At 67.9% G+C, this 23,114-nt stretch carries 21 protein-coding genes; 12 read left to right on the top strand and 9 right to left on the bottom strand.

The window, feature by feature from the left end:
- Nucleotides 1-4 precede the first annotated feature (4 nt).
- Together DAT37_RS13650 and DAT37_RS13655 are read left to right on the top strand one after the other, a co-directional pair.
- A complete protein-coding gene (locus DAT37_RS13650) occupies nt 5-628 on the top strand; it encodes a carbonic anhydrase (RefSeq protein WP_109525600.1) in 624 nt (207 codons plus the stop codon).
- Nucleotides 629-741: 113 nt separating this feature from the next.
- Nucleotides 742-1,398, top strand: coding sequence for a hypothetical protein (locus tag DAT37_RS13655; RefSeq protein WP_109525101.1), 657 nt, complete (start codon nt 742-744; stop codon nt 1,396-1,398).
- Nucleotides 1,399-1,404: 6 nt separating this feature from the next.
- Here the strand turns inward: DAT37_RS13655 and radA are convergent, their stop codons facing one another.
- Entirely contained in the window at nt 1,405-2,787 is a 1,383-nt protein-coding gene (gene radA / locus DAT37_RS13660) for a DNA repair protein RadA (RefSeq protein ID WP_109525102.1), read from the bottom strand.
- A 126-nt stretch (nt 2,788-2,913) separates the two neighbouring features.
- The gene (locus DAT37_RS13665) at nt 2,914-3,612 is read right to left on the bottom strand and encodes a hypothetical protein (protein WP_232839734.1); all 699 of its coding nucleotides are present in this window, start codon (nt 3,610-3,612) and stop codon (nt 2,914-2,916) included.
- A 439-nt stretch (nt 3,613-4,051) separates the two neighbouring features.
- On the opposite strand from DAT37_RS13665, the gene carD reads away from it, so the two are divergent.
- From carD to DAT37_RS13695, 6 genes are all read left to right on the top strand, one after another.
- Nucleotides 4,052-4,540, top strand: coding sequence for an RNA polymerase-binding transcription factor CarD (gene carD, locus DAT37_RS13670; RefSeq protein WP_011206964.1), 489 nt, complete (start codon nt 4,052-4,054; stop codon nt 4,538-4,540).
- A 3-nt stretch (nt 4,541-4,543) separates the two neighbouring features.
- Nucleotides 4,544-5,269, top strand: coding sequence for a 2-C-methyl-D-erythritol 4-phosphate cytidylyltransferase (gene ispD, locus DAT37_RS13675; protein WP_109525104.1), 726 nt, complete (start codon nt 4,544-4,546; stop codon nt 5,267-5,269).
- A 2-nt stretch (nt 5,270-5,271) separates the two neighbouring features.
- Complete coding sequence (gene ispF / locus DAT37_RS13680) at nt 5,272-5,739, top strand: 2-C-methyl-D-erythritol 2,4-cyclodiphosphate synthase (protein WP_109525601.1); 468 nt, start codon at nt 5,272-5,274, stop codon at nt 5,737-5,739.
- Between the two features lie 66 nt (nt 5,740-5,805).
- Nucleotides 5,806-7,206 (top strand): cysteine--tRNA ligase, encoded by a 1,401-nt coding sequence (cysS, locus tag DAT37_RS13685; protein WP_109525105.1) that lies wholly within the window; start codon nt 5,806-5,808, stop codon nt 7,204-7,206.
- A gap of 70 nt (nt 7,207-7,276) precedes the next feature.
- Nucleotides 7,277-8,257, top strand: coding sequence for a 23S rRNA (guanosine(2251)-2'-O)-methyltransferase RlmB (rlmB, locus tag DAT37_RS13690; RefSeq protein ID WP_109525106.1), 981 nt, complete (start codon nt 7,277-7,279; stop codon nt 8,255-8,257).
- A gap of 111 nt (nt 8,258-8,368) precedes the next feature.
- Nucleotides 8,369-8,647: a DUF4190 domain-containing protein gene (locus DAT37_RS13695; protein WP_109525107.1), complete on the top strand. Its 279-nt coding sequence runs from the start codon at nt 8,369-8,371 to the stop codon at nt 8,645-8,647.
- 76 nt (nt 8,648-8,723) lie between these two features.
- Here DAT37_RS13695 and DAT37_RS13700 read toward each other — a convergent pair whose 3' ends face one another.
- Nucleotides 8,724-9,530 (bottom strand): enoyl-CoA hydratase/isomerase family protein, encoded by an 807-nt coding sequence (locus tag DAT37_RS13700; RefSeq protein WP_109525108.1) that lies wholly within the window; start codon nt 9,528-9,530, stop codon nt 8,724-8,726.
- Nucleotides 9,531-9,632: 102 nt separating this feature from the next.
- Nucleotides 9,633-10,802: an acyl-CoA dehydrogenase family protein gene (locus DAT37_RS13705; protein WP_109525109.1), complete on the bottom strand. Its 1,170-nt coding sequence runs from the start codon at nt 10,800-10,802 to the stop codon at nt 9,633-9,635.
- 182 nt (nt 10,803-10,984) lie between these two features.
- On the opposite strand from DAT37_RS13705, the gene DAT37_RS13710 reads away from it, so the two are divergent.
- Complete coding sequence (locus tag DAT37_RS13710; RefSeq protein ID WP_109525110.1) at nt 10,985-11,725, top strand: alpha/beta fold hydrolase; 741 nt, start codon at nt 10,985-10,987, stop codon at nt 11,723-11,725.
- Nucleotides 11,726-11,906: 181 nt separating this feature from the next.
- On the opposite strand, the gene DAT37_RS13715 is transcribed toward DAT37_RS13710, so the two are convergent.
- The 5 genes from DAT37_RS13715 to kstR form a co-directional block, all read right to left on the bottom strand.
- Entirely contained in the window at nt 11,907-12,743 is an 837-nt protein-coding gene (locus DAT37_RS13715) for a metal ABC transporter permease (RefSeq protein ID WP_408637410.1), read from the bottom strand.
- A gap of 29 nt (nt 12,744-12,772) precedes the next feature.
- Nucleotides 12,773-13,660, bottom strand: coding sequence for a metal ABC transporter ATP-binding protein (locus DAT37_RS13720; protein ID WP_408637411.1), 888 nt, complete (start codon nt 13,658-13,660; stop codon nt 12,773-12,775).
- A gap of 25 nt (nt 13,661-13,685) precedes the next feature.
- On the bottom strand, nt 13,686-14,570 hold the full coding sequence (locus tag DAT37_RS13725; protein ID WP_109525113.1) for a metal ABC transporter solute-binding protein, Zn/Mn family: 885 nt from the start codon (nt 14,568-14,570) through the stop codon (nt 13,686-13,688).
- A 259-nt stretch (nt 14,571-14,829) separates the two neighbouring features.
- Entirely contained in the window at nt 14,830-17,400 is a 2,571-nt protein-coding gene (gene otsB, locus DAT37_RS13730) for a trehalose-phosphatase (protein ID WP_109525114.1), read from the bottom strand.
- 391 nt (nt 17,401-17,791) lie between these two features.
- A complete protein-coding gene (kstR, locus tag DAT37_RS13735) occupies nt 17,792-18,523 on the bottom strand; it encodes a cholesterol catabolism transcriptional regulator KstR (protein ID WP_109525115.1) in 732 nt (243 codons plus the stop codon).
- Between the two features lie 147 nt (nt 18,524-18,670).
- Between kstR and DAT37_RS13740 the strand changes: the two genes are divergently transcribed.
- The 3 genes from DAT37_RS13740 to DAT37_RS13750 are packed head-to-tail and all read left to right on the top strand — an operon-like array spanning nt 18,671 to nt 23,105.
- Nucleotides 18,671-20,851, top strand: coding sequence for an acyl-CoA dehydrogenase (locus tag DAT37_RS13740; protein WP_109525116.1), 2,181 nt, complete (start codon nt 18,671-18,673; stop codon nt 20,849-20,851).
- Nucleotides 20,852-20,877: 26 nt separating this feature from the next.
- Nucleotides 20,878-21,951 carry an acyl-CoA dehydrogenase family protein gene (locus DAT37_RS13745; protein ID WP_109525117.1) on the top strand — a complete coding sequence of 358 codons (1,074 nt, stop codon included), beginning with the start codon at nt 20,878-20,880 and terminating at the stop codon, nt 21,949-21,951.
- On the top strand, nt 21,936-23,105 hold the full coding sequence (locus DAT37_RS13750) for an acyl-CoA dehydrogenase family protein (protein ID WP_109525118.1): 1,170 nt from the start codon (nt 21,936-21,938) through the stop codon (nt 23,103-23,105). The genes DAT37_RS13745 and DAT37_RS13750 overlap by 16 nt, the downstream gene beginning before the upstream one ends.
- Nucleotides 23,106-23,114: the final 9 nt, after the last annotated feature.

Genomic DNA, 23,114 nt, shown 5'->3' on the forward strand with positions numbered 1-23,114 from the left:
CGGTATGCCTGATTCCAATCCGATCAGCGCCTGGAAATCCCTTCGCGAGGGCAACGAGCGCTTTGTCAATGGCACGCTGCTGCATCCTAGCCAAGGAGCCGCCGACCGAGCCAAGTTGGTGAGCGGACAGCATCCGTCCGCGATCCTGTTCGGCTGCGGTGATTCCCGGGTCGCCGCCGAACTGATCTTCGACCAGGGCCTCGGCGATATGTTCGTGGTCCGCACCGCGGGTCACGTGGTCGACAGTTCGGTGCTCGGTTCGATCGAGTACGGCGTGCAGGTGCTCGACGTCCCGCTCATCGTCGTGCTCGGACACGACAGCTGCGGTGCGGTCAAAGCCACCATCGACGCGCTCGACGGCGGCGAGGTGCCGGGCGGATTCATCCGCAGCGTGGTCGAGAAGGTCGCCCCGTCCATTCTGATCGGCCGCCGCGAGGGTCTGGAGACCGTCGACGAGATGGAGGCCAGGCATGTGGTGGAGACCAGCAGGCTGCTGATGCAGCGTTCGATGATCATCTCCCAGCGGGTGGCGACCGGTGCGTGCGCTATCGCGTGTGTCACCTACAAGCTGGTCGACGGCAGGGTTCAACTACATCGTGTCGTCGGCAACATCGGCGAGGTGGTCTGAGCCGCCGTTCGCCCAGCGTGCGGTGGTGAAATCGATCGGCGCGTCGGCGTAGGACGACTCGACACGCCGAGGTCCTGAGTCGCGTTGTCCTCCCGTGCCTTTAACGTTGAGGCGTGCTGGAACCGACTGGACCGCTGCCACCGGAGATCTACTGGCGTCGTCGTGTCTTCGCCATCGGCGCTCTGGTCGTGGCGTTCGCCTTGGTGATCTGGTTGGTGGTGATGGTCGCGCGCGGCGGCAACTCGCCCGGTGATCCGAATGCCACCGGCGCCGCGAGCGCCACGTCGGTCAAGAATTCCTCGTCCACAGCGTCGGGGGGCGGGGAATCGTCGAAGACGACGGGCAGTGCCGCCGCGACCGCCACCGCGGTCGCGGCGGGCCAGTGCCCCGACCAGTCGCTCGCGGTCAAGGTCACCGTGGAGCAACCGACATACCGGCCGGGTGAGCAGCCGGTCTTCGGCATCGTCATCACGAATATCTCGTCGGTGGCGTGCGCCCGCGATGTCGGTTCGGGTCTGCAACAGATCTCGGTGTACTCGCTGGACGGCCAGCGCAGGCTGTGGTCGAGTACCGACTGCTATCCCGACGGCCAGCCCGATATGCGCACCCTCAATCGCGGTGAGCAGGCTGCCTTCCAGGTCACCTGGTCCGGCTCCACCTCGCAGCCCAATTGCGCGGGCGAGCGCGTCCCGGTCCCGGCGGGCGCCTATTCGGTTGTCGCGCAGCTCGGTTCGGTGCGCAGCGCGGCCGAGCCGTTCAATATCGCCTGAGATCGCTTATTCGCCTCGCGATTTGCGTAATCCGCAGAGCCGGATCGCCGACCGCAGATCGGCCACTTCGTGAATTTTCATGCCGCCGCCTTTCGGCCTGTCCGATCCCGGCGGTACGACCGCGTCGGTGAAGCCGAGGCGTTCGGCTTCGGCCAGCCTGCGCGTCAAGCCCGTCACCTTGCGCACCTCACCGGCCAACCCCACCTCGCCGAGGATCACCCAGCCCGCGGGCAGCGCGATATCGGATTCCGAACTCGCGATGGCGAGCGCGATGGCCAGGTCGGCGGTGGGTTCGACCAAGCGCATGCCGCCGACCGTGGCGGCATAGACATCGTGTTTGCCCACGAACACCCGGCCGCGGCTCTGCAACACGGCGAGCACCATCGCGACGCGGTTGTAGTCCAGTCCGCTGACGGCCCGCCGCGGCGCCGGGATCTCGGTCTTCACGGTCAGCCCCTGCACTTCGCCGACCAGCGGACGTTTACCGTCCATCGCCACCGTCACGGCCGTGCCCGGCACCGAATCGGTCCGGTGGTGCAGGAAAAGTCCCGACGGGTCGTCTACGCCTCTGATCCCGTCGTCGTGCAATTCGAAACAGCCGACCTCGTCGGCGCTGCCGAAGCGATTCTTGATACCGCGCACCATGCGCAGGGTGGAATTCTTGTCGCCCTCGAACTGCAACACCACGTCGACCAGATGTTCCAGCGTGCGCGGGCCCGCGACATTGCCGTCCTTGGTGACATGTCCCACCAGCAGGACCGCGATTCCGCTCGCCTTGGCCAGTGAGGTCAGCGCCGCGGTGACCGCGCGGACCTGGGTGACGCCGCCGGTGACGCCGTCCACCTCCGGGGCGAGGATGGTCTGCACCGAGTCGACCACGAGCAGGCTCGGGCGTACCTGCTCGACATGCCCGAGCAGGATCGATAGATCGGATTCCGCGGCCAGGTACACCCGCTCGTGTATCGCTCCCGTGCGGTCGGCCCGCAGCCTGACCTGACCCGCAGATTCCTCCGCGGTCACATACAGCGAGGTGTGCTCGTGCTGGGCGGCCCACCGGTAGGCGACCTCGAGCAGCAGCGTGGATTTGCCCACCCCGGGCTCGCCGGACAGCAACACCACCGACCCGGGGACGACACCACCGCCGAGCACCCGGTCCAATTCCGGCACCCCGGTGGTACGCGCCTTGGTGATCTGGGAATCGATGGTGGAGATGGGCGCGGCCGCCGTGCTCGGCAACATCGCGCGCCGGGCGGGCACACCGGCCGGGGTCGCTGCGACGGCGATCTCGTCCACGGCGCCCCACGCCCCGCAGCCGGGGCATTTGCCGACCCATTTGGCTACCTCGTGCGAGCAGGCGGAGCACCGGAAGATCGGCTTGGTCTTGGCCACACGCGCACCTTACGTACCGGGTCCGACAGCGGCTCGCCCGACAGCCGGTGCGACCCACAGCGGCCGTACCGACGAAAAAGGCCGCCGCATCGGACGCGGCAGCCTCGTTTCGCGTATGGAGGGGGCTCAGTGCCCGCCGGATCCCCCGTGGCCGCCCTCGGCCGCCGGACCGGACTTATCGGATTCGTGGCGTTCGGTGGCGGTGCCCGCGTCGACCGGAACCTCGATCTTGACCGGCCCGTTGCGCTCGAAGTTGAACACCACGCTGTAGGTGAGGCCGGGGATGATGTCGCGGGTCAGTCCGGTGATCTCGATCCGCGCCGGATCGGCCTCGGGATCGGTGGCAGCCTTGTCGCCGGTGGCGGGCGCGGCGTGCGAGTCCGACCCGTGCGAGTCGGCGCCGTGCGAGTCCGCCGCGGGCGATCCGGCCGTCGCGGCCTGCTTCGGCGCCGCGACGACATTGTGCAGCGCGGGGATCACGATGGCCGACTGACCGGCGGGCGGGGTGATCTTCACCGGGCCGAGGTCGGTCGTGACGCTGAGCAGCTTGTCGTCGGTGGTCTCGCTGTTGTTGATGATCGACAACGCGAGCAGGGCGTTGCCGCCCTTGAGGTTGGTGTAGCCGCTGCCCGGGTAGACGATGTGCACATTGCGCAGCGAGATCTGCTCCGCGTCCACGCTGCTGCCGTTGACGGCGGCGACCTGTTCGGCGGTCTGCGAGATCTGGCCGGCGCTACAACCGGAGATCGCGATCGCCGCGCCCGCGGCGAGTGCGGCAACCGTCACCAAACGACGTCGCGTCCACGCCCCAGAAGAGGCGGTCACAGCATTCAGGGCAGTCACGGGTTGTCCTCCATGTCGACCGGGCTCACTCCGCTACAGAGAGTAGTAACTAGGCAGCGTAGTAGTCGACGTCGAGTCCGGCCGCACCGGCCGTGCTTTTCGACCGCGGCGTGCCGCGTCGCGCGCGCGGGACACGCGCGGGAAAGAAATATGACTCCGGCGGCTTCCCGATGTTCTTCGCAACCTTTGCATAACGGTTTCCGCGATCGCGAACTGCGATTGCGCGGACGGTGTCGGGTAATCGCGGCGCTGGGGGCGGGGACAGCGCCGGTCGATAACCTGTTCCGGCACAACGTAATGCACACCCCGCCGGTTCTGTCAACCCCTGCGATTGCCTCGTTGTGGCCCTGACCTGCGCCGTTGATCGCGCCGTTACCGAGTCGCATGTTAAACTGTGAACATCGAAAGGGGCACGGGACACATGATTTTTAAGGTCGGAGACACCGTCGTTTACCCCCACCACGGAGCGGCGCTGATCGAAGCAATCGAGACTCGCACCATCAAGGGTGAGCAAAAAGAGTATCTGGTCCTGAAGGTCGCTCAGGGCGATCTTACTGTTCGGGTTCCCGCGGAGAACGCCGAATACGTCGGCGTTCGTGACGTCGTAGGCCAGGAGGGTCTCGATCGAGTCTTCCAGGTGCTGCGGGCGCCGCACACCGAGGAGCCGACCAACTGGTCGCGTCGCTACAAGGCCAACCTGGAAAAGCTGGCCTCCGGTGACGTCAACAAAGTGGCAGAGGTCGTACGCGACCTGTGGCGTCGTGAGCAGGATCGCGGGCTGTCCGCCGGTGAGAAGCGGATGCTCGCCAAGGCGCGTCAGATCCTCGTCGGTGAGCTCGCGCTCGCCGAGGGAACCGATGACGGCAAGGCAGAGACCCTGCTCGACGAGGTCCTCGCAGCGGCTTCCTGAACCGTGAACAACGCTGACAACGACAGATCTGTCGTTGCCTTGGTGCCTGCCGCCGGTCGCGGCGTGCGTCTGGGTGCGAATGCACCCAAGGCGTTCGTCGAGGTCGGCGGCACACCTATGGTCCGACTCGCCGTAGACGGACTGATCGCCTCGGGGGCGGTCGACCGGATCATCGTCATGGTGCCCCCGGAATCGGTCGAGAGCGCAGTCGCCCTGCTGTCGCACTCGGCTGTGCGGGATACCGTCCGGATCGTGGTCGGTGGAGCCGAGCGCACCGATTCGGTGCGCGCCGGTATCGCCGCCGCGCCCGAGGCTTCCTACTATCTGGTGCACGACGCCGCCCGCGCGCTCACCCCGCCCGGGCTGATCGCCGACGTCGTCGCCCAACTGCGCGCGGGTCATCCCGCGGTCGTTCCCGCGCTGCCCGTGGTCGACACCGTCAAATCCGTCGACGCGCTCGGCACCGTCACCGGCACGCCGGACCGGGCCATGTTGCGCGCCATCCAGACACCCCAGGGCTTCGAGGCCGGACTGCTGCGGACCGCGTACGCGGCCGATGTGCACGCCACCGACGACGCGGGTCTGGTCGAACTACTCGGTGCGCCGGTGCGCACCATCGCGGGCGACCCGCTCGCCTTCAAGATCACCACTCGGCTCGATCTGATGCTCGCCGAGACGATACTTTCCCGACACGCCGCCGAGCGCCCGGAAATCGTGCGGACCTCATGAACATCCGCGTGGGAATCGGCAGCGATGTCCATCCGATCGAACCCGGCCGTCGATGTTGGATGGCCGGCCTGCTTTTCGAGGATGCCGACGGCTGTTCCGGACATTCCGATGGCGACGTAGCCGCGCACGCCCTGTGCGACGCGCTGCTGTCCGCCGCCGGACTCGGAGATGTCGGCGCGGTCTTCGGGGTGGGTCGCCCGGAGTGGGAGAACGTATCCGGTGCGACCATGCTCGAAGAGGTGCGTAGGCTCCTGGGTGAGGCCGGCTTCGATGTTGTCAATGCCGCCGTACAGGTAATCGGCAACCGCCCCAAGATCGGACCGCGTCGCGCGGAAGCCCAGGAGGTTCTGGGCGGCCTGCTCGGCGCACCGGTGTCGGTATCCGGCACCACGTCCGACGGCCTCGGTCTCACCGGCCGGGGCGAGGGCATCGCCGCGATCGCCACGGCCTTGCTGCGACAACGCGTATAGCACCCTGGTTCGGCAGACCTGAGCCGGGGCAAGAACGCCCAGCTACACCGACTAGGATCGACTGCCGTGACTCTGCGCCTCTTTGACACCGAAACGCGGACCCTGCGCGAATTCGCGCCGTTGGTCCCCGGCCGAGCTTCGGTGTACCTGTGTGGCGCGACCGTTCAGGGTGAACCCCATATCGGCCATGTGCGCAGCGGCGTCGCCTTCGACGTGCTGCGGAGGTGGTTGCAGGCGCACGATTACGACGTCTGGTTCATTCGCAATGTCACCGATATCGAAGACAAGATCCTGACCAAGGCCGCCGAGGCGGGCAGGCCGTGGTGGGAATGGGCCGCCACCTACGAGCGCGCCTTCGACCGGGCCTACGACCTGCTCGGCGTGCAGGCGCCGTCGGCCGAACCGCGCGCCACCGGGCACATCACGCAGATGATCGACCTGATGCACCGGTTGATCGAGCGCGGCCACGCGTACGCCTCCGAAGGCAATGTGTATTTCGACGTGGTGAGTTATCCGGATTACGGCAAACTGTCCGGCCACCGACTCGATGACGTGCACCAGGGCGAGAGCGCGGGCGCGGGTAAACGCGACGCGCGCGATTTCACCCTGTGGAAGGCCGCGAAACCGGGTGAGCCGAGTTGGCCGTCGCCGTGGGGTCCCGGCCGTCCGGGATGGCATCTGGAATGCTCGGCGATGGCCGAGTACTACCTCGGTTCCGAATTCGATATCCACTGCGGTGGAATGGATCTGGTTTTCCCCCATCACGAGAACGAAGTGGCCCAGTCGAAAGCGGCCGGCGACGGTTTCGCGCGTTACTGGCTGCACAACGGCTGGGTGACGATGGGCGGGGAGAAGATGTCGAAATCGCTCGGCAATGTGCTCTCGGTCCCGAATATGCTGAAAAAGGTTCGCGCCGTGGAACTCCGGTTCTATCTCGGTAGCGCGAACTACCGTTCGATGCTCGAATATTCGGACAAGGCTTTGAACGACGCCGTTGCCTCGTATCAACGCATCGAATCGTTCTTGCACCGGGTGGTCGACCGGGCCGGGGAGATTCCGGTCGGTAAATGGACCGACGCTTTCGCCGAGGCCATGGACGACGATCTCGCGGTGCCGCGCGCACTGGCCGAGGTGCACCGGGTGGTGCACGACGGCAACAAGGCGCTGGAATCGGGTTCGATCGACGAGGCACGTGAACTGGCAGGTCAGGTCAGGGGAATGCTGAGCATCCTCGGCGTGTGCCCGTTCGACCCGAGGTGGTACAGCGGCAAGGACAATTCGACGGCGCTCGACGCGCTCGATGTGCTGGTCCGCGCCGAACTCGACCGTCGCCAGCAGGCGCGCGCGGACAAGGATTGGGCCAGCGCCGACGCGGCGCGGGACCGGTTGCAGAACGCCGGTATCGAGGTGACCGACACCTCCGACGGCCCGGAGTGGTCGCTCGTCGATCCCAAGGGCGCCCGATGAGCCGCGACGTGCTCGACAGGCCGAAGGCACGCGGGCGCTCCTGCCCGACACCGCGCGGAAAGGCGTACTGATGGCAGGGAATTCGCAGCGACGAGGCGCTGTCCGCAAGGGCAGCACCAAGAAGGGCGCCGTCGTCGGCTCCGGCGGTAAGCGCAGGCGTGGCCTGGAAGGCCGGGGCGCGACCCCGCCCGCCGAGGCGCGCACCAAACACCCGGCGGCCAAACGCGCCGCGGCCAAGGCGAAGGCGGCGGCCAACCAGCCGAACAAACGTGGTTCGTCGGGTCGACCGGCCGGTCGCAAGAGCGACGACGGTCCCGAGTTGGTGCTCGGTCGAAACCCGGTCCTCGAATGTCTGCGCGCCGAGGTGCCCGCGACGGCGCTGTACGTGGCCGTCGGCACCGAGAACGACGATCGGCTCACCGAGAGTGTGAAGATCGCGGCCGACGCGGGCATCTCGATTCTCGAGGTGCCGCGCACCGATCTGGATCGTTTGAGCGCCAACGGATTGCACCAGGGCGTCGCCCTCCAGGTGCCGCCGTACCGCTACGCGCACCCGGACGACCTGCTCGACCGGGTACGTGGCACCGCCGAGCCCGCCCTGCTGGTCGCGCTGGACAATATCTCCGATCCGCGCAATCTCGGCGCCGTCATCCGCTCGGTCGCGGCTTTCGGCGGTCAGGGTGTGCTGATCCCGTCGCGGCGCAGCGCGAGTGTCACCGCCGTTGCGTGGCGGACCAGTGCGGGCGCGGCGGCCAGGCTTCCGGTCGCTCGCGCCACCAATCTGACTCGCACGCTGAAGGATTGGGCGAGCAAGGGTTATCAGATCATCGGTCTGGACGCGGGCGGGGACACCACGCTCGACGATTTCGACGGGCGTGAGCCGACCGTGATCGTCGTCGGTTCGGAGGGCAAGGGCCTGTCGCGTCTCGTCCGCGAAACCTGTGATTCCGTCCTGAGCATTCCGATGGCGGGGCCGGTCGAATCCCTCAACGCCTCGGTCGCCGCGGGCGTGGTGCTGGCCGAGGTTGCCCGCCAACGACGTTCGTCCTGATCGCCGATCCGGTCACCGTCCGTGATCGGTCGGCCGGGACGGCGGTCGCCGCCGAACACGCTGCGCGGCAGCCGCTGCCAAAAAGCCCGGGGCCCCCGTAGAATTCGGTGAGTGGTCATACCGAACCAGCCCATCGGGCAGCCAGTCGAGCATCCCAATGCGCAGGCCGTGTTGTTCATCGGCGCCGCGAGTCTGCTGTGCTGCGGAGCACTCGGGCCGGTGGCGTGGGCGATGGGCAGGCGCGCGCTCGACCAGATCGAAGAATCCGGCGGCGCCTACGGTGGCCGCGCCCAGGTGCTCGTCGGCTATGTGCTCGGTGTCGTCGGCACCATCTGCATGATCATCATGGCGATTCTGTTCATCCTGCTCGTGTTGCGCGGCGGTGCCTGACGCCGCGGGAGCAGAACTCGACGGGAGCAGAACCCGGTGGCACCCGCCCGGTCGAGACCGGAATGCCGGGCTCGGGTCAGTCCAGTACCGGTCGTTCGGCGACGGCCTTGTCCCAGGCAGGCCATTCGGCGCTGATACTGCCGGTCCAATTGGGCTGCCTGCGATCGCGGAAGGCCGCCATGGCTTCGTCACCGTCGACACTCTCGGCGGCGTGCGCGTTCAGATCGGTTTCCAGCTTTCCGACCACGGCCGGACTCATCCGCAGACCTTCCCACAGCAGCCGCTTGGACAGCGCCACCGGCAGCGGGGCCGATCCGTTGGCCATGTCGTGCGCCACCGACAGCGCGGTCGGCAGCACCTCGGACCCGTCGAGGCAGCTGTTGGCCAGACCCATCGACTTGGCCTCTTCGCCGTCGAAGGTGCGCCCGGTCAGCATGATGTCGGCGGCGTTGGCCATGCCGACCAGCCGGGGCAGCGTCCAGTGCGCGTAGCCGTCGGCGAGTACACCCCGTCTGACCTGGGTGAGGCCGTAGACCGCGTCGCGGGCCATATAGCGCAGGTCGCATTGCAGGGCGAGCGCGAGGCCGATCCCCACCGCGTGACCGTTGACGGCGGCGATCACCGGTTTGCGGATCTGCCACGGGGCGGGATCGATCGTCGCGCTGACCTCACCCACCCGGCTGGACAGGTCGGCGCCCGCGCAGAACGCGGGCGGGGTTCCGGTGATGACGACCACGCGGATCGCGTCCTCGGCGTCGCACCGGTGCAACGCGGCGCTCAGTTCGGCAGTCATCGCCGGGGTGAACGCGTTCTGCTGCGCGGGACGATTGAGTGTGAGCACGGCGATGCCCGCTGAGACATCGACGAGCAGTTCCGAACTCATGCCAGCATGGTAGTCGTATCGAATTCCAGCCGTCCTCGGCTCCGGCTCAACTGCCCCACCCGAACCACTCGTCCCAACTCCCTCGCCGGCCGTTCCGCCGTGTCAGCGCAGCACGCGGCGGCCGATAGCGTATTTGTGCACCTCGGTCGGGCCGTCGTAGAGCCGGAAGGCGCGCATGTCGCGGAAGATCATCTCGACGACCGTCTCGTCGCTGATGCCGATGCCGCCGAGGACCTGAACGCACCGGTCGGCGACCTTGAACAGTTCCTCGGAGACGAACGATTTCGCGATGGAACTCTCGTGCCTGGCCTTCTCGCCCTGGTCCATCAGCCAGCAGGCGTGCCAGATGGTCAGTCGGCACTGGTGCAGCGCGATCTCGTTATCGGCCAGCATGAACGACACGCCCTCGTGTTCGCCGATCGGCTTGCCGAAGGCGGTGCGGGTCTTGGCGTAGTCGACGGCGATGCTCTGCGCGCGTTCGGCCGCGCCCAGCCAGCGCATGCAGTGGGTCAGCCGTGCCGGAGCCAGCCGCAGTTGGGCGTAGCGCAGCGCCTGGCCGGTATCGCCGAGCAGCGATTCCTTCGGCAGCACCAGGTTCTCGAAACGAACGACGCCGTGCCCGCCGACGTAGTTGCGGTCCATGGTGTTCATGGTGCGTTCGATGACGATGCCCGGCTGATCGCCGTCGGTCAGGAACAGGGTCGGGCCGTCGGGCACGTGCGGGTTCGGCGCCACCCGGGCCATGATGATCCAGGTCTTCGCGCCGTTCGCGCCCGTGATCAGCCATTTGCGCCCGTTGATGGTGAAATTCTCGCCGTCGAACACGGCCTCGGTGGCCAGTTGATTCGGATCCGAGCCCGCGCCGTCGGGTTCGGTCATCGCGAAGACGGTGCGCTGGTGGCCGTTGATGGCGGGCATGAGGTGCCGGTCGATCTGATCCGGGTTCGCGATCTTCGACAGCAGGTACATATTGCCCTCGTCGGGGGCGGCGCAGTTCATCGCCACCGGGCCCAGGGTCGACCAGCCCGCCGCCTCGTAGATCACCGCCTGCTCGATATGGGTCAGCCCGCGTCCGCCCAGTTCCTCGGGCGCCTGGACGGTCAGCAATTTCTCGGCGCGGGCCAGTTCGACCAGTTCCTGGCGCAGTTCGTCGGTCGGTCCGTGGGAGGTCAGGCGCGGATCCCGTTCGAACGGGACGATCTTGTCGATGACGAATCGCCGCACGCGGTCGCGTTCGGCGGCGAGGTCGGCGGGAATCGTGAAATCGATCATCGGTGATCACCATTCGGTCGGCGGCGGGTGTGTCGAGCATACGAAACCTCGACCCCTCGACTGAAGGCGGCTGCCATCAAAGTGGTCGCGACCCCTGCGGTCTGGCGGACGGCGAGGACCGCGCGCTAAATTTTGTTCGCCACACAAACATTTCTCGCGCAAGCCGCACCCGAGGGGGTCCGATGGCGACGGTGTACGTCGACAACGCCGGTGTGCGGCTGCACGCCATCGATAATCGGCGTGCCGGTTCGGGCGTGCCGGTGCTGGTCGTTCCCGGCACCGGCGAAGACGCCGAGGATTACGCCTGGCAGCTGGAGGCGCTGGGCGACCGGCGCGTGGTCGTCGTCGACGTACGCGGGCGGGGTCGCAGTGACGCTCCGGTCAGCGGATACACCTGGCAGCACCACTACGGCGACGTGCTCGCCGTGATGACCGCGTGTGAACTGCGACGGCCGATCGTGATGGGCTATTCGCGCGGCACGCCCTACGCCATCGGGGCGGCGCTGCACGCCGACCACCGGGTGGCGGGGCTGGTGATCAACGACTATCAGGCGCGGCACGTCTTCCTGCCACCGGAGGCGGTCGAGCGACTGTCCGCGATGCGGGTGCACGGCCGCGCGGTCGTGGAACGCATGCCGTCGCACGTGATCGAGGCCGTGGCCGCGCAGAGTGAGGAGGTGTCGCTGTGGGAGCGGCTGCCCGAACTCGGCTGTCCGGTGCTGGTCATCCGAGGTGGCAGGCGGGGGTCGGTGGTCGACGATGCCGCCGCCGACCGTTATCGTGCCGCCGCCGACGACGTGGAAGTGGTGACGCTCCCCGAGCGCGGTCACGGCCTGTGGAGCAACGACATTCCGTCCTACCTCGCCGCGTTGACGCCGTTCCTGACCGCCGTCGATCAGGAGGCCGACCGGATCTCCCGGTGAGAGTCGAAGGGGCCGGTGTGCGGCGTTCGCCGAGTCGGCGGACGCGGTCCGCGGATTTCGAGGTCGCCGAGCGAGCCGCCCGGATGTGAGGTGTCGGGGAGCGATGCACCGGGATGACGGGATCGCCTGCCCGAATCGCGGCGCTCGTGGACCGAGCGCCCACGGCGATCGCGCGAATCGCTCAGCGCACGCCGACCGTGCGACGCCGCCGTGCGCCGATCACCCGGCAGATCAGGTAGATCAGGAACGACAGTGTGGTGACGAAGGTCGATACGGGCACGCCGGGTGCCAGTGACAGCAGAATGCCGCCGACCGCCGCGATCTCGGCGAAGACCACCGCGAGCACGGTCGCGCGGACCGGGTTCGCGGTGAGCTGGGCCGCCGCGGCGGCGGGGGTGATCAACAGCGCGAGGACAAGCAGCGCGCCGACGATCTGCACGCCGAAGGCGGCGGTGATCCCGAGCATGACCGCGAAGACGATCGAGAGCGCGCGTACCGGAACGCCCTTGGCCACCGCGACTTCCGGATCGCTGCTGGCGAACAGCAGTGGGCGGTAGACGAAGGCGAGGACGGCCAGCACCCCGATGGTGCAGGTGGTGAGCAGCGCGAGACCGCTGTAGCCGACGCTGACGACCTGTCCGGTCAGCAGCGAGAATTTCGACCCGGCCCGTTCCGGTCCGAGCCACAGGAAGAGCACGGACAGGCCGAGGCCGAACGACAGCACCACCGCGATCACCGAATCGCGCTCTCGCGCTTTGGTTCCCAGCGCACCGAAGAGGACTGCGGCGACCACCGATCCGATGATCGCGCCGAGCCCGACGCCGATTCCGGCCAGCAGCGCCGCCGCCGCGCCGGTCAGCGACAGTTCGCTGGTGCCGTGCACCGCGAACGACATCTGCCTGCTGATGATGAGCGGGCCGATCGCCCCGGCCAGCAGGCCCAGCATGGCCGCGGCCAGCACGGCCTGTTGGACGAAGTCGTAGGAGAGCAGATCGGCGGTGGTGCTGAAATCGAACATCTTCGAGAACACGCCCGCGAGTTTGTCGTTCACGCGCGCACCCGGTTCGGATCGGTATCGGCATGGCAGTGCTGGGCGCCCGCAGCGCCCAGCGCGTCCATGGTGTCACCGGTGCCGACGACGACGAGCCGTCCGCGTACCCGCAGCACGTCGACCTCGGTGCCGTACAACTCGGAGAGCACCTCGGAGGTCATCACCTCGTCCGGCGGCCCGATCCGGAACCGGCCGTCGACCAGGTACAGCACCCGGTCCACCAGCGGCAGAATCGGATTGATCTCGTGGGTGACGAACAGCACCGCGGTGCCGTGCGCGCGTCTGCGCTGCTCGATCAGTTCGGAGACCAGCCGTTGATTGGCCAGATCCAGGCTCAGTAGTGGTTCGTCGCACAACAGCACCTTCGGGTCGCCGACCAGCGCCTGCGCGACCCGTAGCCGCTGCTGCTCACCACCGGACAGCGACTCCAGGGCGTGGTGGGCGAACGCCTCGGCCCCCACGTCGGCGATGGCGGCGGCGACCTTGCGCTTGCGTTCGGCGCGGCCACGCAGTCCGAGTCCCCAGCGGTGTCCGTCCACGCCGAGGCCGACGAGGTCGACGCCGCGTAACTGCACGCCCGCGTCGATCGTCTTCTGTTGCGGCACATAGCCGATATCGTGATTGCCCGCTCGAACGGGCGCTCCGGCGATGTGGGCGTGCCCGGAACTGAGCGCGAGTCGCCCGAGCAGCACCCGCATCAGCGAGGTCTTACCCGATCCGTTGGGACCGAGGACGGCGACGAATTCGCCCGGCGCGACCTCGAGGTCGAGATCCCGCCACAGCGTGCGGTCGCCGAAGGCGAGGCTCGCGGCTTCGAGGCGGACCGCGGCCGCACCGTCGGTGCCGGTCGCCCGCCGTTCCACCCGATCGGTGTGCTCGGTCAGCGCGGCTCCCTTGTTCATCGCACGACTACCGGAGTGCGGAGGCGAGCGCCTCGGCGTTCTTGGTCTGCCACTGAATGTAATCGACCCCTTCGGGCAGGGTTTCGGTCACCTCGACCACGGCTACTCCGTTCTTCTCGGCGATATCGCGCAGGTCGCGGGTGATCTTGTCCTGGGTCTGCACGTTGTAGACCAGGGCGCGTACCTGCTTGCCGGTCAACAGGTCGCGGGTGGCGGCGACGGCGGCCGGCGCGGGGTCGGTCTCCTGCTCGATCGCCTCCTGGAATTCTGCGGGGGTGCGGTCCCGCGCACCCGCCGCGAGCAGCAGGTAGTGCGCGAGCGGTTCGGTCTGCAACACCGGGGTGCCGGGGTGTTCGGCGGCGACCTTGCCGGTGATCGCGGAGATGCCGGACAGCCGGGCCTTGAAATCCGCCGCGCGTTCGGTGTAACCGGCGGCGTGGTCGGCGTCGACCTCGCCGAGCGCCGCGGCGATCCGGTCGGCGACGGTCGCGACGGTGGTGACGTCGTACCAGAGGTGTTCGTTCTCGTCGGAGGTGTCGGTGCGCGCCGCGAAGGCGTCGACGGCGCGCTTGTCCCTGCCCTCGATCGCCTTCTCGATGAATTCGTCGTAGCCGCCGCCGTTGTAGACGATCAGGTCGGCGTCGCTGATCTTCGCCGATTCCACCGCGGAGGTCTCGTGCGAATGGGGATCGGCGGCCGGATCGGTGATCAGGGCGGTCACCGTGGCATCCGAACCCGCGATGACCGAGGCGATATCGCCCCACACGTTGGTCGAGGCGACGACCTCGGGCTTCCCGGAATCGTCCGAGCCGCTGCCGCAGGCGGTCAGTGTCGCCGCGGTCGCCACCCCCAGGGCGAGACCGGCGAACTTCAGGGCGAATCGACTCTTCACGCGGAGGACTCCTGGTGCGGTGGATCTGGGTGCGTGACGGACCGGCGGGGCTGATCGCCCGGGTCCGCGGTGCGCTAGATCATAATGGAAATCGTTACCGTTTAACTTTAACAGGGGTCCGCAACTCGGGAACCGCCCACCCACCGCCCAAACCCTGCCCGGGCGACGCCAAGGGGGCGAACCCGCGTAACCACCGCATCCATGCCGAACGCCGCGCCCGATTCACCAGCGGTGATCGTGCGCGGCGTTCGGGGGTCGATCAGACCAGCGCGTCCGCGGGCAGGCCGAGAAGTTGCGCACAACGCAGCAGGCCGAGGTGGCTGTAGGCCTGTGGATGGTTACCGAGCGAACGTTCGGCGACCGGGTCGTACTCCTCGCTGAGCAGTCCGGTCGGTCCGGCGACATCGACCAGCTGGGCGAACAGGGCCTCGGCGTCCGAGCGCCTGCCGATCAGCAGGTACGCCTCGACCAACCAGGCCGCGCACAGGTGGAAACCGCCCTCGCCTCCGGGCAGGCCGTCGTCGTGGTGGTACCGGTAGACCGTCGAACCGCTGCGCAGTTCGGCCTCGGTCGCCACGACGGTGGCGGCGAAGCGCGGATCGGACGGGTCGATCAGTCCGCTCAGACCGATGTGCAGGGTCGCCGCGTCCAGATCCGTGCCGTCGTAGGCCGCGGTGTAGGACTGCACCTCGTCGTTCCAGCCCTTGGTCTTGACCTCGTCGGCGATGGTGTCGCGCAGGACCACCCAGGCCGGATCGACGTGGCGCTGGAATTTCTGCGCCAGCGTCAGCGCGCGATCCACCGTCAACCAGCCCATGACCTTGGAGTACACGTGGTGGCGCGGATTGCCGCGGATCTCCCAGATGCCGTGGTCGGGTTCGGTCCAACGCCGCTGGACCGCGGAAACCATGGCGCGCACAAGTTCCCAGTCGGCGTCGGGCAGTACCCGCGCCGGGTCGGTGCTGCCCTGCTGTTCGCGGGCGTGGGCGAGCGAGGCGATGAGATCGACTATCGGGCCGAACACGTCGAGCTGCACCTGCATATTCGCGGCGTTGCCGACGCGCACCGGACGCGAACCCGCGTATCCCGGCAGCTGATCGATGACGGCCTCCGGTGGCAGCGTCTCGCCGTAGAGCGTGTACAGCGGGTGCAACCGCTCCGGGCCCGGCAACGTCTCCAGTACCCGGTGCACCCAGCCGAGGAAGGCGTCGGCCTCGCCGAGCGATCCGAGCGAGACCAGCGCCTGCGCGGTGAGCGAGGCGTCGCGCAGCCAGCAGTAGCGGTAATCCCAGTTGCGCACGCCGCCGATATCCTCCGGCAGCGATGTGGTGGCCGCGGCCAGGATCGAACCGGACGGCGCGTGCACCAGGCCGCGCAGGGTCAGTGCCGAACGCTTCATGAGATCGGGCTTGAGCGGCGGCAATTCGAGTCCGGCGGCCCAGGATGCCCAGTAGCTCTCCGCTTCTCGCCGCCGCTCCAGCTCGCTGCTCATCGCCGGTGCGAGATCCTGCGTGCCACAACGCAATTCGAGCACGATCGAACCGTCGGAGGGGTCGACGACGGCACGCGCCACATCGTGGGTGCCGTCGGTCTCGATCTGCCATTCGACGCCGGGGGAGCGCAGCACCATCGGATCGTTGGTGCCGAGCACCCGCAGGCCGGTCTGCTCACGTTCGATGGTCACCGGCACCTGGCCGAATTCCGGCCGGGGCGCGAAGGTGACGACGGCCTTGGCGTCGCCGCTGATGACCCGGGTCAGATCGGTCCGGGTCGGATCGACGTCGTGCGGCAGGTAGTCGACGACCGACAAACTCGCCCAACGGGTTTCGACGGTCATGGTGCCGTCGACGTACCGCTGCGACAGCGGCAGGCCCGGTCGCTCGGGCGCGATGGTGAAATGCCCCGCCTGCGGCCCGCCGAGCAGATGCGCGAAGACCGCGGCCGAATCGGGTTCGGGATGGCAGAACCACGTGACCGTGGCATCGGGGGTGAGCAGCGCCACCGAACGCGGGCTCGCCAGCATGGTGAGCCGTTCGATCCGCGGCGCGCTCGCGCCCGCCAGCCAGGTGCGCCGTTCTTCCAGCAGGTAGGCCAGAGCCTTCGACACGTCCTCGGTGCTGTCCACCCGGAATTTCGCGAGGCTGTCACCGGCGCCGACCTTGATGCCGAGATCGGGCCCGGACAGGACCCGGAACGCCTTCTCGTCGGTGACATCGTCGCCGAAGAACACCGCCGCGGTCGCACCCTCCTGATGGCGGATGGTGTCGAGCGCGGTGCCCTTGTCGGTGGGGATGACGGCCAGTTCGATGACCGCCTTACCCTCGGTCACCTGGACGCCGACCCAGCAGGCCGGGCCCAGACGGGCCGACTTCAGCGCGCGCAGTCCGATCTCGGGGCTGGCATTGCGCACGTGCAGTGCGATACTCGCCGGCTTGATCTCCACGGCGACGCCGGGATTCTCCTCGGCGATCTGCGTCAGCGAGGTCTGCACCTCGTTCAGCAGATGTTTGGCGTCGTTGTCGATCGCGTGCACGAAGCCCACGTCGAATTCCGAGCCGTGGCTACCGATCAGTTGTACTTCCACCGGAAGCCGTGACAATGCGGCGAGATCCCGCAGCGCGCGGCCGGAGATCACGGCGGCGGTGGTTCCGGTGAGACCGGCGAGAGCGCGTAAGGCGCTCACCGATTCCCGGTGGGGATACGCCTTCGCCGGGTCGGACACGATGGGCGCTAATGTCCCGTCGTAATCCGACGCGATCAAGAGCCGTGGCTCGCGCGCGATCGTCGACAATGCACGACGAAGTTCCTTTGGCAGATCCTGTGCGCTCACGCATCCAACCTAGTGATCGGAGGAGTTTAATTCTGGGCGGGCAAAACAATACTGTGTTGAATTCGTCGCACCGCAGTGCGCCGGTGCGCGTGCGGGGGTGTCCGACGGCGCGAACCGGATTCGCCCAGTTAACATATGGGTAACTGGCCGGTAACCTTTCAACGGACCGGAGCGACCCGTGTCGCGAGACGATCACGAGTGTGCTCGCCGGGGCGTGGTGGCGCCTCGGCTCGAGTGCCGGGGGTGAGTCACTTTGCCGGACATCGAGGTTCGAATCCGGGTCGGCGACCGCGGGCAAACGCGGCATATGACAACGGTAGCCCGGTCGGCGCACTATTGTGCGACGGCCGGGCTACCGGTTGGGCTTCGATGTCGGCGCGAAAGCCTCCAGCTATTTCAGAGCGCCATCGCCGAGAAGCAGATCCACGGTCAGTTCGAGGCGGTCGGTCACATCGGTCGCCGAGGCCCGGCGAGTGAGCCAAGCCACCAGGTTCGAAAGCCACACATCGCTTATCACCCGCGCGATGGCGAGTTGCCTCTCGGTGGGCTCACCGTCGTTCATGGCGCGGGCGAAGACCCGGTCCATCACCTTGCCGACCCGGTCGACCTCGGCGGCCGCCGACGCGTCGGCGAACATGAAGGCTCGGGTCATCGCCTCGGTGAGCAGCGGGTCGCGCTGCATCATTCTGGTGATCTGGGTGAGCAGCAGATGCATGCGTTCGCGCGGCGACTGTCCGGCCAATGGTTTGCGTTTGCCCTCGATCTGCTCGAATTCGCGCGACAGCGCTGAAACGAGCAGATGCACTTTGGAGGGGAAATAGCGGTAGAGCGTGCCGACGGCGACATCGGCGCGTTCGGCGACCGCGCGCATCTGCACCGCGTCGTAACCGCCCTTGGAGGCCAGGGCCAGTGTCGCGTCCAGAATTCGCTTACGTCGTTCGCGCTGCGCGGCCGAGCTCAGCTCGTCCTCGCTGAGCGTGGCGACGGTGGTGGCGGGCCGGGCGTTGTTGCCCCCGCGCCGCTCCTTGGGAGCCGTGTTCTCGCGCCGTGCTACCGCCTCCGCGCCGTTCGCGGGCGCCGAAGGGCTCGAATCGGCGGGCTGCGATCGGGATGGACTTGCCATGAGATGAGAGTCCTTTCCTGGCGTCGTTTCGTCGGCTGGCATGCGCGGCGGGGCCGGGCGCCCAAGTCGCTCTCTTGACTTGGACCCGGCCTTGATATTAGAACATGTTCTAGGTGTGGGCGTCACGCCGGAAAGGCGGTACGGAGTGTGACCATCGCCACCACTGACGAGCATAAAGCCGTTCAGGAGTCGATGCGCGGATGGGCCGGATCGGTCCGGCCGATTGCAACAATGCGGGCCGCCACCAGCGCGGGAGAGAGTTCACGGTCCGATCCGGATGGACAACCTTTCTGGCGTGCGTACTGGCCCGCGCTCGCCGACCTCGGGATCTTCCGCGTCGCCGTCGCCGAGGAGGCGGGCGGTGCGGGAGGTACAGTGGCCGACCTCGCGGTGCTCGTCGAACAGGCCGCCCACGATCTGGTCGGTGGTCCGGTGCTGTCCACGGCACTGGCGAACCTGATCACGGCGGGCGCCATCGACGAGGACATGCCGTGCGGCGTCGCGCTCGACTTCGTTGTCGAATCCGCGGTCACTGTACCGGCCGTGGACGAGAACGTGTTGCTCGAGGGTGTCTGGGAGTTGGTGCTCGGGGCGGACGAGGGCACCTCGGTACTGTTGCCGGTCCGCACGCCGGACGGTCCGCGTCACGCCCTGATCGCCCCGGATGCCCCAGGTCTGCGTATCGAGCGACTGCCGGGGGCCGACCCGAGCACGCCACTGGCCCGCGTGTACTGCGACGGCGTGACGGTGCCCGCGTCGCGTGTGTTCACCGCGCCGCACGCGGTCGAGGATCTCGTTGCCGTCCTCGTCGCCGCGGAACTGTCGGGACTCGCGGGCTGGTGCCTGGACACCGCCGTCGAATACGCCAAGGTGCGTGAGCAATTCGGCCGCAAGATCGGCTCTTTCCAAGCGGTCAAACATATCTGCGCGTGGATGCTGTGCCGAACCGAACTGATCCGCGCGGTCGCCGCCGACGCCGCCGCCGCGATCGACGAGGGCGGGGCGGAGCTGCCGATCGCCGCCGCCATCGCCGCCACCGTCGCGCTGGACGCCGCGGTGGAGACCGCGAAGGACTGCGTCCAGGTCCTCGGCGGCATCGGTTTCACCTGGGAACACGACGCGCACTTCTACCTGCGCCGGGCCACGGCACTGCGTCAGCTGCTCGGCGGCTCGGACCGGTGGCGGGCCAGGGTGACCGAACTGACCAGGGCCGGGCAACGCCGGACGACCGGGGCCGATCGGGTCCTCGCCGCGGACGGCGTCGAGGTGGACGACACCGGTGATCTGGCCGCCGAGGTGGCCGCGATCGCCGCGCTGCCCGCCGCCGAGCGCGCGGGCGCGCTGGTCGACGCGGGCCTGACCATGCCGCACTGGCCCGCCCCCTACGGTCGCGCCGCGAATCCCATGACCGGGCTGGTGATCTCGGAGGAGCTGCGCCGTCACGGCATGAAGGCGCCCGACCTCGCCATCGGCGGCTGGGCCGTGCCGACCCTGCTGCAACACGGCACCCGGGAGCAGATCGACCGCTTCGCGTGGCCGACCCTGCGCGAAGAGGTCGTCTGGTGTCAGCTGTTCAGCGAGCCCGGCGCCGGATCGGATCTGGCCGCGCTGCGCACCACCGCCAAGAAGGTGGACGGCGGCTGGGTGCTCAACGGCCAGAAGGTCTGGACCTCGCTCGGCGACCGGGCCGACTGGGGCATCTGTCTGGCCCGGACCGACCCCGCGGCGGCCAAACACCGTGGCATCAGCTATTTCCTGGTGGATATGCGAACCGAGGGCGTCGATGTCCGCCCGCTGGTGACGATCACCGGTGAAGCGCGGTTCAGCGAGGTCTTCCTCGACGACGTGTTCGTACCGGACGACGGTCTGGTCGGCGAGGTGAACAACGGTTGGAAGATCGCCAGATCGACACTGTCGGCCGAGCGGGTCGCGATGGGCGGCAACGGTATCGGACCGGTACTGGAAGAACTGATCGCCAAACTGCCCGAATCCGGGCCCGGCGCCGAACTCACCGGCGATCGTCTCGGCGCGCTGATCGCCCAGGCCATCTCGGGCCTGCTGGTGGAACAGCGCGCGGTCATCGAGATGCTGTCCGGCGGCGACCCGACGGCGCTCAGCAGTGTCCGCAAACTGGTGGGCGTCCGCCACCGGCAGGACGTGGCGGAATTCGCCGCGACCACGGCGGGTCCGGCCGGGGCGCTGGCCTCGGACGAGGTCAAGGAATTCCTGCTCACCCGCTGTCTGTCGATCGCGGGCGGCACCGAACAGATCCTGCTCACCGTGGCCGGTGAACGGGTGCTCGGCCTGCCTCGCGACGCGAGCGGTTAGTCGACGAGGGAACTGGGAGATACAGCGTGGACTTCACCAGGGACGAGGGCCAGGACGCCGTGGCCGAGGTCGTCGTCAGCGTGCTCGAGCGGGAGCAGGCGCGCGATTTCGAGCTGTGGCCGATCCTGGTCGACAGCGGACTGCTGTCGGTGGCCCTGCCGGAACGCTTCGGCGGCGACGGCATGGGCCTGTCCGAGATCTCGGTCATGTTGACCGAATTGGCCACCGACGCGGTAGCCGTACCCGCTCTGCCGACACTGGGTCTCGCCCTGCCGCCGCTGTTGGCCGGACTTCCCGACAGCGTCGCCGAGCGGGTGTTTCCCGAGGTCGCGAGCGGCGCGATCCTCACCGTGGCACTGAGCGAACCGGGCGCGCCCTTCGTGGACAAACCCTCGACCACCGCAGTCGTCGACGGTGATTCGGTGATCGTCACCGGAGCCAAGATCGCGGTGCCCTATGCCGAGCGGGCCCGTTGGCTGCTGATCCCGACCGACACGGGGCTGGCCCTCGTCGACGCGGGGGCCGACGGCCTGACCATCACACCGACGCCGACCTCCGGCGGCATACCGGAGGCCGGGGTGCGCCTGGACGGCGTGCGTATTCCGGCCGAGCAATTGATCCCCGACGGGCTCGACCGATTGCACCGCACCGCGATCGCCGCCATCGGTTCGGTCGCGGACGGACTGCTCAAGGGCGCGCTGGTGCTCACCGCCGAACATCTGCGGACCAGACACCAGTTCAACCGTCCGCTGGCCGAATTCCAGGCGGTCGCACAGCAGATCGCCGATCTCTACGTCGTCTCGCGCACCCTGCACGCCGCGGCGGTGTCGGCGAACTGGGCTCTTGCCCAGGACGCCGAGATAGCCGCCACGCCGGAACACCGCGAACGCACCGACGACGATCTGGACGTTCTGGCCTATACCGTGGCCTCCGAACTGCCCGCCGCGATGCAGAAGTGTCATCACCTGCACGGTGGCATCGGCGTCGACGTGACCCATCCGATGCACCGCTATTTCTCACAGGCCAAGGACATCGCCCGCTGGCTCGGCGGCGCGTCGTTCCGACTCGACCGATTGGGGGCCAGATGTTCATCGACCTGACCACCGAGCAACGCGCGCTGCGTGCCGAACTGCGTTCCTATTTCGCCGATCTCGTCACTCCGGAGGAGGAGGCGCAGATGCAGGTGAACCGTCACGGCGACGCCTACCGTGCCGTGGTGCACCGGATGGGCGCCGACGGCTGGCTGGGCGTCGGCTGGCCCAAGGAATACGGCGGCCAGGGTTTCGGCGCGGTCGAACAGCAGATCTTCTACAACGAGGCGGTGCGCGCCGACGTGCCGCTGCCGCTGGTCACCCTGCTGACCGTCGGCCCGACCCTACAGACCTTCGGCACCGACGAGCAGAAGCGGAAATTCCTGCCGGGAATCCTCTCCGGCGATATCCATTTCGCGATCGGCTATTCCGAACCCGAAGCGGGCACCGACCTCGCGGCCCTGCGGACCAGCGCGGTGCGTGACGATTCCGGCGACTGGATCGTCAACGGGCAGAAGATCTTCACCACCGGCGCGCACGAGGCCGATTTCATCTGGCTGGCCTGCCGCACCGGAACCGTCGAATCCCGCCACCGCGGCATCACGATCCTCATCGTCGACACCACCGACCCCGGCTATTCCTGGACGCCGATCATCACCTGCGACGGCGCCCACCACACCAACGCCACCTATTTCGACAGTGTCCGCGTGCCCGCGAACATGCTGGTCGGACAGGAGAACCGGGGTTGGCAGCTGATCACCACCCAGCTCAATCACGAGCGGGTCGGACTCGGCCCGTCCGGTAAGATCGAACAGCTCTACGACCGGGTCCGCGACTGGGCGGACGCGCACAACGTGCTCACCGAACCGGACGTGCGGCGCTCGCTGGGGCGGATGCACGCCATGGTCCGGCTCAACGAACTGCTGAACTGGCAGGTCGCGGCCACTATGGACAGTAAGGCCGACGACCCCATGGGCGTCATCGCCGACGCCTCGGCCACCAAGGTCTACTCCACCGAAGCGCTCCAGGAAGCGGGCAGGCTGGCCGAGGAGATCGTCGGCGGCCACGGCGATCCTGCCGACCCCGACACCGGGGCTCTGCTGACCTGGCTGGATCGTCGCACCAAACAGAATCTGGTGCTGACCTTCGGCGGCGGCGTCAACGAGGTGATGCGCGAACTCGTCGCCACGGCCGGGCTGAAACTGCCGCGCGTACCCCGCTAGAGGACAAGG

It is taken from the genome of Nocardia aurea (assembly GCF_003123685.1).
Lineage (GTDB): Bacteria > Actinomycetota > Actinomycetes > Mycobacteriales > Mycobacteriaceae > Nocardia > Nocardia aurea.

Excerpts from the sequence above, each read along its gene's own strand:
- DAT37_RS13650 (WP_109525600.1), top strand. The coding sequence starts at position 5 with ATGCCTGATTCCAATCCGATCAGCGCCTGGAAATCCCTTCGCGAGGGC.
- carD (WP_011206964.1), top strand. The coding sequence starts at position 4,052 with ATGATTTTTAAGGTCGGAGACACCGTCGTTTACCCCCACCACGGAGCG.
- rlmB (WP_109525106.1), top strand. The coding sequence starts at position 7,277 with ATGGCAGGGAATTCGCAGCGACGAGGCGCTGTCCGCAAGGGCAGCACC.
- DAT37_RS13700 (WP_109525108.1), bottom strand. The coding sequence starts at position 9,530 with ATGAGTTCGGAACTGCTCGTCGATGTCTCAGCGGGCATCGCCGTGCTC.
- DAT37_RS13705 (WP_109525109.1), bottom strand. The coding sequence starts at position 10,802 with ATGATCGATTTCACGATTCCCGCCGACCTCGCCGCCGAACGCGACCGC.
- DAT37_RS13710 (WP_109525110.1), top strand. The coding sequence starts at position 10,985 with ATGGCGACGGTGTACGTCGACAACGCCGGTGTGCGGCTGCACGCCATC.
- DAT37_RS13715 (WP_408637410.1), bottom strand. The coding sequence starts at position 12,743 with ATGTTCGATTTCAGCACCACCGCCGATCTGCTCTCCTACGACTTCGTC.
- kstR (WP_109525115.1), bottom strand. The coding sequence starts at position 18,523 with ATGGCAAGTCCATCCCGATCGCAGCCCGCCGATTCGAGCCCTTCGGCG.
- DAT37_RS13750 (WP_109525118.1), top strand. The coding sequence starts at position 21,936 with ATGTTCATCGACCTGACCACCGAGCAACGCGCGCTGCGTGCCGAACTG.